14 protein-coding genes are annotated in these 14,109 nt (G+C 46.0%); 3 read left to right on the top strand and 11 right to left on the bottom strand.

The features are described 5' to 3' along the window. Nucleotides 1-7: 7 nt before the first annotated feature. A complete protein-coding gene (locus NST38_RS19990; protein ID WP_076251018.1) occupies nucleotides 8-586 on the bottom strand; it encodes a YqhR family membrane protein in 579 nt (192 codons plus the stop codon). A 213-nt stretch (nucleotides 587-799) separates the two neighbouring features. Between NST38_RS19990 and NST38_RS19995 the strand changes: the two genes are divergently transcribed. Both NST38_RS19995 and NST38_RS20000 read left to right on the top strand, forming a co-directional pair. Further along, nucleotides 800-1,792, top strand: coding sequence for a DUF1385 domain-containing protein (locus NST38_RS19995; protein WP_062835280.1), 993 nt, complete (start codon nucleotides 800-802; stop codon nucleotides 1,790-1,792). A gap of 5 nt (nucleotides 1,793-1,797) precedes the next feature. Beyond that, a complete protein-coding gene (locus tag NST38_RS20000; protein WP_076251016.1) occupies nucleotides 1,798-2,130 on the top strand; it encodes a hypothetical protein in 333 nt (110 codons plus the stop codon). Nucleotides 2,131-2,191: 61 nt separating this feature from the next. On the opposite strand, the gene NST38_RS20005 is transcribed toward NST38_RS20000, so the two are convergent. From NST38_RS20005 to mntR, 3 genes are all read right to left on the bottom strand, one after another. Further along, nucleotides 2,192-3,193 carry a patatin-like phospholipase family protein gene (locus NST38_RS20005; RefSeq protein WP_076251015.1) on the bottom strand — a complete coding sequence of 334 codons (1,002 nt, stop codon included), beginning with the start codon at nucleotides 3,191-3,193 and terminating at the stop codon, nucleotides 2,192-2,194. Between the two features lie 91 nt (nucleotides 3,194-3,284). Further along, on the bottom strand, nucleotides 3,285-4,895 hold the full coding sequence (locus NST38_RS20010; protein ID WP_076251013.1) for a family 10 glycosylhydrolase: 1,611 nt from the start codon (nucleotides 4,893-4,895) through the stop codon (nucleotides 3,285-3,287). A gap of 209 nt (nucleotides 4,896-5,104) precedes the next feature. After that, nucleotides 5,105-5,533: a transcriptional regulator MntR gene (gene mntR, locus NST38_RS20015; protein WP_036614415.1), complete on the bottom strand. Its 429-nt coding sequence runs from the start codon at nucleotides 5,531-5,533 to the stop codon at nucleotides 5,105-5,107. Nucleotides 5,534-5,725: 192 nt separating this feature from the next. Here mntR and splB point away from each other — a divergent pair, with 192 nt between their 5' ends. After that, on the top strand, nucleotides 5,726-6,796 hold the full coding sequence (gene splB / locus NST38_RS20020; protein ID WP_076251011.1) for a spore photoproduct lyase: 1,071 nt from the start codon (nucleotides 5,726-5,728) through the stop codon (nucleotides 6,794-6,796). A 146-nt stretch (nucleotides 6,797-6,942) separates the two neighbouring features. Here the strand turns inward: splB and NST38_RS20025 are convergent, their stop codons facing one another. The 7 genes from NST38_RS20025 to NST38_RS20055 form a co-directional block, all read right to left on the bottom strand. After that, complete coding sequence (locus NST38_RS20025; RefSeq protein ID WP_076251009.1) at nucleotides 6,943-7,656, bottom strand: cytochrome c biogenesis CcdA family protein; 714 nt, start codon at nucleotides 7,654-7,656, stop codon at nucleotides 6,943-6,945. A 49-nt stretch (nucleotides 7,657-7,705) separates the two neighbouring features. Beyond that, nucleotides 7,706-8,509 (bottom strand): metal ABC transporter permease, encoded by an 804-nt coding sequence (locus NST38_RS20030; RefSeq protein WP_017687569.1) that lies wholly within the window; start codon nucleotides 8,507-8,509, stop codon nucleotides 7,706-7,708. A 52-nt stretch (nucleotides 8,510-8,561) separates the two neighbouring features. After that, a complete protein-coding gene (locus NST38_RS20035; protein WP_074096964.1) occupies nucleotides 8,562-9,320 on the bottom strand; it encodes a metal ABC transporter ATP-binding protein in 759 nt (252 codons plus the stop codon). Between the two features lie 99 nt (nucleotides 9,321-9,419). Then, nucleotides 9,420-10,478: a metal ABC transporter solute-binding protein, Zn/Mn family gene (locus NST38_RS20040; protein WP_083684430.1), complete on the bottom strand. Its 1,059-nt coding sequence runs from the start codon at nucleotides 10,476-10,478 to the stop codon at nucleotides 9,420-9,422. A gap of 243 nt (nucleotides 10,479-10,721) precedes the next feature. After that, the gene (gene metG, locus NST38_RS20045; protein ID WP_370511420.1) at nucleotides 10,722-12,746 is read right to left on the bottom strand and encodes a methionine--tRNA ligase; all 2,025 of its coding nucleotides are present in this window, start codon (nucleotides 12,744-12,746) and stop codon (nucleotides 10,722-10,724) included. Nucleotides 12,747-13,248: 502 nt separating this feature from the next. Continuing rightward, nucleotides 13,249-13,500 (bottom strand): membrane protein insertion efficiency factor YidD, encoded by a 252-nt coding sequence (yidD, locus tag NST38_RS20050; RefSeq protein ID WP_076251004.1) that lies wholly within the window; start codon nucleotides 13,498-13,500, stop codon nucleotides 13,249-13,251. 2 nt (nucleotides 13,501-13,502) lie between these two features. Continuing rightward, nucleotides 13,503-13,967: a Fur family transcriptional regulator gene (locus NST38_RS20055; RefSeq protein WP_074095707.1), complete on the bottom strand. Its 465-nt coding sequence runs from the start codon at nucleotides 13,965-13,967 to the stop codon at nucleotides 13,503-13,505. Nucleotides 13,968-14,109: the final 142 nt, after the last annotated feature.

Raw genomic sequence — 14,109 nt, forward strand, 5'->3', positions numbered from 1 at the left:
TTTTGCGCTATGCCCCCGCTTGCTCCGGCTCGCGTTTGCGTTCGTCCGTGTACTCCATGGCTACCGTGTAACCAATGAACAGCCCCCATAGCAAAAAGAAACAGAGTTCCGTGATGATTGAATCCCACGTTAAACCGTTCAGAGGTTTCATCATCCCCAGTTTTGGTCCGACCAGTATAAAGAGAATCAGCCACCAGACGATTCCATACACCATGCCGGGTAACGGCCCTTTCAGTCTTCTAATCGTGAACGTGTAGAGTAAGGATGCCAAGATGGAAAAGACGATAAAAAACAGCCAACCTGTCAAATGTCCTGCTGCGGTATATATATATTCATGTTTGAAAAAAGGCTCGGCCAGAAATCCGACAGGTACAATCGTAAAATGCAACAGATAGAATAGCCAATGCAGTCCACCCCAGATAAAACCGGCAAAAAAGCCAAGCTCTAACGCAAAGGAAAATGGCTTGGTGTAGTAGTGTGCTTGGCCTTGCCTCTGGGTCGGGCGCCTGCCCTTGTCTTTTTGCTGCCGCTCATTGGGACGTTGACCTTCATCTTGTGATGTATCTTCATGCTTACGTTCTGTCATCGATATTCTCCTTCATTCAGTTGATAATCCCGCATTATGCCTCTAATTTCCGCTCCGATTCTACGAGGTAGTATGTTCAAAACAGGACAATCTTAACAACATCCTTTAAGGTTTGACTCACAAACTAGAAATTGGTCTTAAAATTCGATACAATAGGGTTATTAAACTGCCTTTGATTGCGAAGGCCTAGAACAGAATAGGAAGGTGAATAATTTGCCTCAACAATCCAAGCCTGTCAGCTATGGGGGGCAAGCTGTCATTGAAGGCGTAATGTTCGGTGGGAAACATGTCAACGTTACAGCTGTTCGTAGAAAAGACGGCGAAATTACGTATCTGGAAGTTCCCAAGCAAGACAAGTCCTGGGTCACGAAATTGCGGCGGATTCCTTTATTACGCGGAATTGTCAGCATTATAGATTCAAGTGTCAAAGGTAGCAGACATCTCAATTATTCTGCTGACGCCTATGCTGATGATGAACTGGAACCTGAAGAGAAAGCCAAGCAAAAAGAGAAAGAAGGTTCGGGCTGGAGCCTAAGCATGATCATTGGTGTGACCGCCGTCGCCATCCTTTCATTCCTTTTTGGTAAAGTTGTGCTCACATTGCTTCCTGTTGTTATCGAGAATTTTCTATTCAAAAATGCATTCGACAATCAGTTTTTGCATAATTTACTGGAAGGCGGCATTAAGCTGATCCTGTTACTCGCTTATCTGTGGTTAATCTCACAGACGCCGATGATTAAACGTCTCTTCCAGTATCATGGAGCGGAACACAAAGTAATCAGCGCACATGAAGCTGGTGAAGAACTGACACCGGAGAACGTGCAAAAGTACAGCCGACTGCACTACCGCTGCGGAAGCAGTTTCATTATGTTGACTGTCATTATTGGAGTGTTTCTATACTCCCTCTTCACGTACGATAACCTCTGGGAACGGATGGGTCAGCGTCTGTTGTTATTGCCAGTTGTGCTAGGCATTTCTTTTGAACTGTTAAAGCTCACGAATTCAGTACGTGATATTCCTGTACTGCGTTATCTCGGATACCCGGGATTGTGGCTGCAATTGCTGACAACAAAAGAACCGACCAACGAGCAGGTAGAAGTATCCATTGCTTCGTTTAACCGTATGCGTGAGTTGGATGCCAAGCTTGCCAATGTCTCTGCTACGTCAGAAGTACCTGTTGCAACACTCGATCCTGTGAAAGGGTGAATGATATGAACAAGCAGGCAATCTTATTTTGGACGTTCATCGCACTAGCTGCTGTTGGAGTCTTGACTTGGCTGGGGAACGCTAGTCCATCCAGGATCATTATTCCTCTGGTCGTGTTCGGAGCCGTACTCCTGCTGTACAAATATCCGCCTCGTCGCTGGGCACAAAAAGCCAAATCACCAAAGATTAAGCCATCTGCACGAACCATGGCGAAAGTCAATGCACAGTCCAGTGCCAGAAAGAGCAGCGGCTCTTCAAAGAAACGCAAGGATTATCCTTTCCAAGTGATTCAGGGACAAAAAGGGAAAAGCGATGAAGATATACCGAAATTTCACTAAAAGGTACTGAACATACAAAAAAGCAGTTCTCCCAACATGCGGAGAATTGCTTTTTTCACGTTTATACAGGAATCAGAGGGGGAGCTTCTGCTTGTTTCTTACGCAATTCTTTTCTTTGTTTGTCCAGCTGTTCACCATATATTTTCGTATTCCATCCATTGAAAAATTCGTTTCCTGCGGTAGCGCCTGATCGATATAAGGCTGTGCTGTCCTGTAACGATAAATGAAATTGCGTTGGTTTAATCCCAAGCGTTGGTATCTTCACTGTACGAAACCGGTTAATCTGTTCGATATAGCGTTCATCATGTGCTGTTAGCATCGTCTCTACAAGGGCCTGAAGCATGCTTAGCGGTCCTTTAATCCGGGCAGGTTCCACTTCCGTCTTCCCCACCATTTTGAATCCGACAACCGGAATAACGTCTCCTCCTCGTTCCGAGCGATCACCATCGAAGAGCCACAACGGAAAATTGCTAAGCAATCCACCATCCACGACATACACAAACTGATCTTGAAAAGGAAGCCCTTTGGAGAATACTGGTGATTTGCGTATGACTACCGGATCGAAAAAATACGGGATACTGCAACTCATACGTACCGCCTTTGCAACATCCAGCTTCGCAGGGTCAATGCCAAACCGCCGAATATCGTCCGGCAGCACCAGAATGGTCCCATTGGATATATCGGATGCGGTAATAAGCAACTTGCCTTGTGGCAAGTCAGCGAAGGTGCGAATCCCTTTCTGCTCCAGCATCTTGCGAATCCATGATTCCAACGCTTCTCCCGAATACAGTCCTTTCTTCAAGAACAGCCTTGCCGCGGGTCCGATCCATCGGGTATTAAATATGGGGGAACGACGCAGCAATGAAACAAAGGGGGTATTCTCAATAATGACTTTCATCTCTTCAGCCCGGTAACCAGCCGCTAACAGAGCAGCTACAATGGAACCGGATGATGTGCCTGCCACTCGATTAAACTGAATGCCGCAGTCTTGAGCACCCTGCACAGCACCTGCAAGCGAGATCCCTTTGACGCCTCCACCTTCAAACACCGCGTTAATTAACATAACAAAAAACCCCCGTTCTCCAGGCAGCCACGTTTCTACTGCCACTCTATGAGAACAAAGGTTTGTCTTATCACTGTATTGTTAAAATGTTTTATAGACCATAGTAGGCTTTTAATTTGGAAATTAAGCCGAGAGGGTTCTTCGTCAAGTACTGTGAACTAAAGAAAATATCCCCTTTGACCGAACCATACTTCTTGTTGTAGTTCAGCTGATCGATGATCTCCTGTGAAGTCTGCCAGCCAATTTCCGGCGTACCTAACTTATAAGGAGAGTGACCGATATACAATTTTACATTTGTGTTAGCCACTTCATTCGCCCACCAGTCCACGACTTTGTCGTATCTGGCTACACTTAATGTCATACTCCAATACACCTGCGGAGCGACATAGTCGATCCACTCCTGGTTAATCCATGTCCGCACATCTGCATTCATGCTGTCATATGCGGTTACTCCTGCTTTGGTATCAGAACCTGTCAGATCAACGGATTTGTTACGCCACACACCAAATGGACTAATTCCATATTCAACGTTAGCTTTCGCGCTGTGAATGCTCTGCCCGAGCTGCTTAACGAACTGATTGATATTGTCCCGACGCCATTCAGCACGGTCTTTGGTATTCAATGTGTTATAAGTTTTGAAAGCTGCATCATCATTAAAAGTCACATTGGATGGATAGAAATAATCATCCAGATGTACACCATCAATATCATACTGATTGACCACTTCCATGATCGTATCGATAATATGCTGTCTGGCTTCCGGGATACCCGGGTTAATGTACATTTTGCCGGATGCATTCACAATCCAGTCGGGATGAAGCTTGGAGATGTGGTTTGCAGCCAAGTTTGATGTACTTGCTGAGTTCGTTGCTCTAAACGGATTAAACCAGGCGTGGAACTCCAGACCCCGTTTGTGTGCTTCCTCGACCATAAACGCGAGGGGATCATAACCTGGATCTTTACCTTGTGTTCCTGTCAATACGCTGTTCCAAGGTACCAGACCTGAAGGATAGATGGCATCCCCATTGGCTCTCACTTGGACAAATACGGCATTAATGCCCATACCTTGCAACGTATCTAGTTGTTTCGTATACTCCTGTTTTTGCTTCTCTACATTTCCCTTGGCACCGGATGTAGGCCAGTCTCCATTCACAGTGGAAATCCAGGCTCCCCGCATCTCTTCAGAAGCTGGTACAGTGCCCGTGCCTCCAGGCTCCGCTGGGGTTGCCGGGGTTGGTTCAGGAGTTGGGACTGATTCGTCTCCTGTGTACAGATCAATGGTCTGGGCTGACTGATTCCAGTTCACTCGAATGCCCAGGTTCTCACTGACGAAACGAATGGGTACCATGACCCGACCTTGTTTCAATTCGACTGATGCATCCAGACCAACTACAGCGTTATCCACAGTTGCCTGCTGGCGTCCGCTTGTCATAGAGATGACCGAATCGGATTTCTGAATGGTCACGGTACGAGTAGCTTGAGACCATAGAACAGACGCACCCAATCCTTCGCTAATAACACGCAGAGGTACCATCGTTACATTTACTTTGGGCAAGATGTAGGGTGATACATCCGATTCCAAACGGTTGCCGTCTAGAAAAATAGCGATTTCCTTCTGCCCGGCTGCTTGTGCCGTCATGCCTGCTGTCTGTAATCCAAGTACAAAAATGAGCAGCAGCATCAATCCTTTACGAACGTTCATTAGTGCAGTCCTCCAAAATCATTATAAATTTGCGGTAAATTCTACTAGTTTAATAGACGCTCCTACCGTTCGTTTAGTTGCGAAAATCACCAAATTATGGTGTGATTGCACACAAAAAAATGCTTCCTGCCATTGAAACGGCAAAAAGCATCCTTTGATCACGGGATACAATTCATTGTATATCACCATGTGTATTCCACTGCTGAAACTTAAGACTCCGTATTACTCATGACGTCCTGAAGGTTTTTGAGGTCACGCAACCGGCTCTCATCCTGACGGAAGTATTCAACCAAGGACTCGATGCATGTAATGGAGTCCCAGCTCAGATGATGTTCAATGCCTTCAACATCATTGTAGATATTTTGTTCCTGAACACCAATCGTTGTCAAAAATTGTTCAAGCAGATGATGGCGCTCCATCAAACGTTTGCCCATCTTTTTGCCTTTTGGCGTAAGCACCAGTCCGCGGTACTTTTCATAGATCAGGTACTCGTCTTTGTCCAGCTTTTGGATCATCTTCGTCACCGATGAAGGATGTACTTCCAGTCCTTCAGCTATATCAGACACACGAGCATAGCCCTTTTCATCAATTAATTTGTATATACGCTCCAAATAATCTTCCATACTGGGCGTTGGCATCTGCTTCCCTCTTTTCTCTCTGACCGGCCCCTATTCGTGCCTGGTCCCTATCTTATAATGATACATGTTATCAATACGCATTGGCAAGTCCTGCACAGTTCGGAGCGCGTTGTTACACAAGTAATTGGCAGGCGTGACTTCTCCCCAAACGAGGCAAACTAAGCAAAGTTCCGCATCGAAAGGAGTGATTTCGTGAGTACAAGTGTAGCCTCACCGCCAGTTCGTAAAGCAAAAGGTACTAAACCCTTTATTCCCGATTTGGTGTATTTTGAACCCGGTGCGTTGGAATATGACAAAGGCAAACGGATTATGGAATGGGTGACATCCAAAAACATACCTTATCAGATGACCACATCCCATAACCGAATCACAAACTTGCCGGGTGAAACCGAACAAGAAAAATATCGGATGGCAAAGCGTACTCTGGTCGTTGGTGTGCGCAAAACACTCAAATTTGACCAGTCGAAACCTTCAGCGGAATATGCCATTCCCATCTCTACAGGCTGTATGGGGCACTGCCATTATTGTTATCTTCAAACTACCCTTGGTGCCAAACCTTATGTCCGTGTCTATGTTAATACCGAGGAGATCATTCAGGCAGCCAAAGGATACATCGAAGAACGCGCACCTGAAATCACGCGATTTGAAGCCGCCTGTACGTCAGATCCCGTAGGACTCGAGCATATCACGGAGAATTTAAGTGACCTGATTCGTTTTATGGCGGAAGAAGAATATGGACGCTTGCGATTTGTAACCAAATATCATCACGTTGATCCGTTGCTGAACCTTAAACATAACGGCCACACCCGTATCCGGTTTAGTGTCAATTCGGATTATGTCATCAAAAACTTTGAACCAGCTACCTCTAGATTTGAGGAACGTATTGAAGCTGCTGGCAAAATTGCACACGCCGGTTATCCCTTGGGATTCATTATCGCTCCGATCATGTGGTATGAAGGCTGGGAAGAAGGATACTCGGAGCTGTTGCAGAAGCTCGCAGACACACTTCCAGAGGAAGCAACCAAGGATCTTACCTTTGAGATGATCCAGCACCGTTTTACCAAAACGGCCAAAGCAACCATTGAGAAACGTTATCCAAAAACCAAGCTGGAGATGGATATCGAGAAACGCAAGATGAAATGGGGCCGCTGGGGTCAGTACAAGTATGTGTATAAGGATGACCAGCAAGATGCGCTGCGCGAATTCATTACGGAACGGATCTTTGAACATTTTCCACTAGCCAATATTGATTACTTCACCTAAACGAAAAACGCGACTGCCCGTAATGATATGCTCGTATAGGCATTCCTAACAAACGATTAAAAAGCAGGTTACATGACCCAGAATGTCTCTGGTAACATGTAGCCTGCTTTGTCATGCATTTTTTAATTCAAATTCAGTTCATCCGTTTAAATAATCATCCAGTCTGGTGTAATCTGCTGCAACCAGATCGTAATCTTCGTCATCTGATCTGTAAAAAGCAATACCCCAAGGAACAACATTAATGCTCCCCCGACTTTCATCATGACATTGGAATAGCGTAAGATCCAGCGTGTCGAACCGATGAAAAACGCCAAAATGAAGAACGGGATTGCAAACCCTGCCGTATACCCTGTAATTAACGCCAACCAGGTTGTGGGCTCACTTGCAGCCATCGCAATGATCGCTGTTAGAATGGGACCAATACAAGGCGACCACCCTGCTGAGAAACCGATGCCAAATATAAAAGAGCCCAGATAGCCTGCAGGTTTCCATTTCATATCCATCTTGCGTTCCTTCATCAGAAACTGTGGCTTGAACACACCAAGCAAAAACAACCCCATAAGCATAATCAAAATCGCAGACAATTGCCGAATCAGTTCCCGGTTATCATTGAAAAATTGGCCAAACAGTCCAGCACCAAGGCCAAGCGAATAAAATACAGCCGAGAAGCCTAAAATAAACGCCAGCGTATGCGTCATGGTCTTAAAGCGGACTTCGCGCTGATTACGATCATCCTTCAATTGTTGCACCGTCATACCTGTAATATAAGAGAGGTATGATGGATACAGCGGAAGACAACATGGTGATATAAATGAGACCAAACCTGCTACAAAAGCCATCCATACATTAACATCAGGCATGAAGCGGATGTCTCCCTTCCCCGGGCTCACGTGCTTGCTCGTTCAGTCGTCAGGCTCGGAACCCTTTTTTTCCAATCATCGTCAGAATCAGCATCATGATCAGTAATAATACAATCGTTGCTCCAGGTGCGAGGTTCCAGATACCTGCTACGACCAGTCCAAGGACTACGGCAATTTCGCCAATCACCACGGACAAAATAATGGCGGATTTGAAACTTCGGGCCATCAACAGGCTGACCGCTACCGGAATGGTCAATAGTGCTGACACCAGAAGCGCACCAACAATCTTGATCGCCGTGCTAATGACAAGTGCTGTCATCACAGTGATTAACATGTTCAGAATTCTCACAGGCAACCCTGTAACCGCTGCCGCATCTTCCTCAAAGCTGAGCAGGAAAAATTCCTTATGTAACAATGCCACTACAATCACCACGATCAGCGTAACCACACCTACCAGCTTCAGATCCGTAGCGTCTAATGTATATATACTGCCGAACAAATAACTCATGACATCTGCATTATATCCCTTGCCCAGCGTAAAGAACAAGGAAGCAAGAGCCACGCCTCCGGACATGATAATGGCAATCGATAATTCGGCGTAACTCTTGTACGCTTTGCGCAATTTCTCTATCGCAAATGAAGCAAGCACGGCAAATATCAAGCCCACTGCAATGGGATACACTTCAATCAGGAATCCAAGTGCAACACCGGCAATGGTCACATGAGACAAGGTGTCTCCGATCATGGATAACCGCCGCAAGACCAGGAACAGTCCGATTAACGGAGCGGTAATGCCAATTAACAACCCACCCGCCAGGGCACGCTGAAAAAAATCACTCATTAATATTTCCAAAACAAACACGACTCCTTCGGCCTTACTCTAATCTAATGGGCCACAAATACGGCTAGCGTACCTGTGCAGTGGTATGTTGCAGATTGGTCTCAGCACAATCTTGTACCTCATGCGAATGACGGACATGAAAATTAATTTTACCATTCGTTACCACAGCTTCAGAACCCAGATAACTCTCCATCCGATCCATATCATGAGACACCATTAGAAAAGTCATTCGATGATGTTCATGCATATGGGTAATCAGTTCAAAGAAACTGGCCTGTGATTCAGCATCAATACCTACAGTAGGTTCATCCAGAATCAACAGATCCGGGTGATTGATAAGCGCTCGTGCCAAAAATACACGCTGCTGCTGTCCGCCGGACAATTGACCAATACGTTTGTTCGCCAGATCCTCGATCCGCATGACTTGCAGAGCATCCGTGCACTGTTGCTGACATTTGCGAGACATACGACGGAACATGTTTTTGTTATTATACAAGCCTGACATGACCACTTCACGAACGGTCGCAGGGAACAACGGGTTAAATGCATTCTTTTGCGGCACATACCCGATTCGGTCCCAGTCCTTGAACCTGCGGATCGACTGTCCGAATAGTTTGATATCTCCCTGCGCAGGAGGAAGAAGTCCTACCAGCATGCGCAGCAATGTCGTTTTACCCGCCCCATTGGAACCGATAATCCCGACAAAGTCCCGCTCCTGGGCCATAAAATCGAGATTCTCAATCACTCGCTGGTCCCCGTAGGAAAATGATAGTTTCTCGATCTCTATAATTGGATCATGACATAGTGGCATGATTTGCTGCATGGCAAAGCCGCCCTTCATTATATATAAGAATCCCATAGCGTCCTAAGAGCCTTCACCGTGAACGGTAAAGACTCTTCGATCTAAATTCTTCATTATATCTTATTTTAATGCGATCAGCAGATTTTGCAAATTTTTCTCCATGAGGGTGAAATAATCATCCCCGTTTGTTGCCTGCTCCTTGGTCAATCCCTCAACCGGATTAAGGACCATGGTCTCCACTCCTGCTTCACTTGCCAGTGTTTTCGCCAATTTGTCAGATACCAGCTCTTCGAAGAAAATGTATTTAATGCCTTCATCTTTAACCAGTTTCGCAAGCTTCACAATATCCTGTCCTGTCGGTTCAGCATCCGGGGAAAGTCCCATAATGGCATGCTGGGTTAATCCATAATCACGTGCAAGGTAGCCAAACGCTTGGTGCGAGACAACAATCTCGTTGTTTGGTACATTAGCCAATTCATCTGTAAAACGCTGATCCAGCGTCTCAAGCTTGGTACGAAGCTCTTCATAACGTTGTTCGTAACCTGCTTTGTGATCAGGATCTGCCTCGACCAGACTATTTTTGATGTTTTCAGCCATGATCATGGCTGATTTCGGACTAACCCACGTATGTGGATCAATATGATGATCAGCGACCTCTTCACTGGTAGCCTCATCTGTATGTTCATCTGCATGCTCGTCTTCGTGCTCTTCGCCGTGACCGTGCCCATCATCACCCTCAGCTGTTAACAGCTTAACACCTTCACTAACGGCAACAGACTTCACCTGTGTATCGCTATTCAGCGACTTCAGGAAATTCGGCACCCATCCTTCCAGTCCAGCTCCATTATAGAGAAACAGCTGTGCCTTGGACGTATTAACGATATCCTGACTCTTCGGAGTCCAGTCATGTGGCTCTACTCCCGTTGGCAGCAGGTTAATGACATTGGCATCCTCACCACCGATTGCAGTTGTAAAAGCATATACAGGATAAAATGTGGTCACAACGTTTACCTTGCCTTCCACAATCTTCGCACTATTGGAACTATCCTGCCCACACGCTGACAATACCAGCAAAGTGAGAATAAGCAAACCCGTCCACAGTAACTTCATGTTGCCTCTTTTGCTCGTCTTCCCTGTCCGGTTATCCTGAACTTGATGTTGCACTTTATAAAATGTCATTATGATTCACTCCGCATCTCTTAATCGTAAACATTACTGAAAGAATTATAGGTAACCTGAACCTACTTGTCAAGCTATCCCGTCCTATTCATTCTTTCCTGAAGTACGGAGTTCATAACAGTATATGCTTGTTCTCTTCCCGTCAGATACGAATTATATCAACAAAAAAAGGGACCCGAATTACATCGGGCCACCTTGAGTCATAGTTACGACAGTATTTGAAGCAATTTCATAACTTAATTCTTATTTTACTTGTGCACCATTAGGCATGTTGTCTGGTACTGTAGCCAGTGTAAGCTGGTCGCCATGCGATGCTGCAAGGATCATACCCTGAGACAGTTCACCACGAAGTTTCACCGGTTTGAGGTTGGTCACACAGATGACTTTGCGTCCAACCATCTCTTCTGGCGAATAGAACTTCGCGATTCCCGATACGACCTGACGCTGCTCATAACCCAGATCGAGCTGCAATTTCAGCAACTTATCCGCTTTTTTGACCGGTTCGCAGGCAATGACTTGCGCGACACGCAGTTCAACTTTGGCAAAATCGTCAATCCCGATCTCTTCGGTACCTTCTGGGGCTGTTACCGGTTCAACAGATGCTGAAGCTCCAGCATCTGCTTGACTTGTTTCAGGTTGTGCTGCTTTTTGGCCACCAGTCATTGCTTCGGAGATATAAGCAATTTCCTGTTCGGAATCCAAACGCGGGAAGATTGGATCACCTTTTTGCAATGCGTTTCCAGTTGGAACCAGACCCCATTGCTTGGCTGTATCCCAAGCCGTAAGTTCACCCTCCTGAATGCCGAGCTGTGCCCAGATTTTATGAGGAGCACGTGTCAGGAACGGTTGCAACAGAATCGAAGAAATTCGCAAGCTTTCGATCAGGTGAGCCATAACGGATGCCAATTCATCGCGTTTTGCTTCATCACGAGCCAGCGCCCATGGCTGCGTCTCATCAATATATTTGTTGGTGCGGCTGACAAACTGGCTGATCGCTGTCAGTGCTACGGAAAACTGCAGGTTTTCCATCGCCTGTTCCACTTTTTCCACTGTAGCATGGCCTGCTTCTTCCAGCGAAGCATCAAATTCCGTTACATTTGAAGCAAACGCAGGGGCTTTGCCTTCAAAATATTTGTCTACCATGGCAACGGTACGGTTCAACAGGTTACCCAGATCGTTCGCGAGGTCGGAGTTGACACGCTCTACGAAGCTCTCTGGTGTAAATGTACCATCGGAACCAAACGGTACTTCGCGCAGCAGGTAATAACGCAGTGCATCGAGACCGTAACGGTCAATCAGGGTAACCGGATCAACGACATTACCTTTTGATTTGGACATCTTGCCATCTTTCATCAACAACCAGCCATGTGCAAACACTTTCTTCGGCAAAGGCAAGTCCAGCGCCATCAACATAATTGGCCAGTAGATCGTATGGAAACGAACAATTTCTTTACCTACCAAATGTACATCCGCAGGCCAGAACTTGTTATACAGGGATGCATCGGATGAACCGTAGCCCAGTGCTGTAATATAGTTGGACAACGCATCAATCCACACGTAAACCACGTGTTTTGGATCGCCTTTAACTTTGACGCCCCATTCAAATGTAGTCCGCGATACGGCCAAATCTTCAAGACCTGGCTTGATGAAGTTGTTGATCATCTCGTTCTTACGGGATTCCGGCTGAATAAAGCCCGGGTTCTCTTCATAATATTTCAACAAACGATCTGCATATTTGCTCATACGGAAGAAGTAAGATTCTTCTTTGACCAATTCAACCGGGTGTCCGCTATCCGGGCTCTTGGCCGAGATAATCTCACCCTTCTCATTCTTCTCTACATCCACCAGTTGAGTCTCCGTGTAATACGTCTCATCCGGAATGCTGTACCAGCCTTCGTACTCACCTTTGTAGATATCTCCCTGTTTCAGCAAACGGTCAAAGATATCCTGAACAATGGTTTTGTGACGTTCTTCGGTTGTACGGATAAAGTCGTCATTGGAAATGTCCAACTTGTTCCACAGTTCCTTGATCCCCACAACGATATCGTCGATAAAAGCTTGCGGTGTCTGTCCTTTCTCTTGTGCCTTGCGCTCAATCTTCTGGCCATGTTCGTCGGTTCCTGTCAGATAATGAGCATCATAACCGCGTAGACGCTTGTAACGAACCATCGCATCTCCCGCCACAGTTGTATACGCATGCCCAATATGCAATTTGTCACTCGGATAATAAATCGGGGTTGTCAGATAAAATGTTTTTTGGTCAGCCATGAATGACTTCTCCTCCTTCAAATGTTCCTGCTTCATGTGATCCCTTCGTCCAAAACAACTAAAAAAGAACAAAAAAAACTCCCGCCCCTATGGGACGAGAGTTGCTCTCACGTGTTACCACCCAAATTCCCCATGTTTTTCGCAAAACACAGGCTCTGTCGGTCCTTCGACCGCCCATTAACGCTGGATCACGCCTCAGCCTTACGACAGCAGCTCTGAAATCACTGTCTGCACGCTCGAAAGAGGTTCCTCCGGGACCATGTTCCATCCTCCTCCCAGACCGGTTCTCAGCTCATCCGGCTCTCTGCACTGGGGGTGTGTCTGTACTTATCCCTTCACTGGAAATCATATAGAAGTTGTTCAAAAAGTTAAAACTAGACTTTTTGAACTCGCATATATAGGAAAAATATACTGAAATGCGGACCCCTTTGTCAAGTGGACAGCATACTCAAGTTCAATCCTGGCCTGCTTCCAGGCCACCCGAATACTTCAAGTTACATCGTTACTCTGATACCATCATGGATTTCTCCACCTTTGGTGGCACCAGATCTACACCGCCTGGATGAAACGGGTGACATTTGGCAATACGTTTCGCTGATAACAACGAACCTTTGAGCGCACCGTGCACTTCAATCGCCTCCATGGCATAAGCCGAACAGCTCGGATAGAACCGACATGTTGGCGGTGTTAATGGAGAGATATAGTTGCGGTACACCCGAATGGGTGCCTGAGCAATTCTGCGCGATAACTTCATGGTCAGTGCTTCCCATGAGCGTGTTGATGTCCCGATGCCGCTTTGGCCGGAGCATGCTCAGCACAGTCCTTACAATATCCAAATACCTCGAACTTGTGGTCTACAACCTGAAATTGCTCAGGCGCATCCGCAAGCTGCATCGGGCAAAAAATAATAGGATATGTCTTCTGACACTTCAGACAGATCATATGATGGTGATGATGATCTTCACTACAGTGCGCTTTGAATTTAACGCCATCTTCGAAGATGACCTGTTCCAGTACACCCAGTTCCTGCATCACCCGCAAATTACGATATACTGTGTCAAAACTCAGTCCGCTGTAAGTCTTACCCATATATTCATAGACGTCCTTGGGTGTAAGATACCCCGGAGACTCGGCAAATAACCGGGCCAGTGTTTTCCGCTGATCGGTAATGCGAAGCCCCTGTGAGGACATGGTCGAAATAATCTGTTCTGTCGACAGCATGATCTAAAGCACCTCCTGTCATACGAGCATTTTGCATCATTCATAGAGCGACAGTTTATTCGGCAAAAGCGAAAACTTTTGCTTTCTTGTATACCTCTAATAATGCATCATATTACGATTAGAGTCAACGAAGACACCGGGT

The organism is Paenibacillus sp. FSL H8-0104, from assembly GCF_038050215.1.
Taxonomy (GTDB): domain Bacteria; phylum Bacillota; class Bacilli; order Paenibacillales; family Paenibacillaceae; genus Paenibacillus; species Paenibacillus amylolyticus.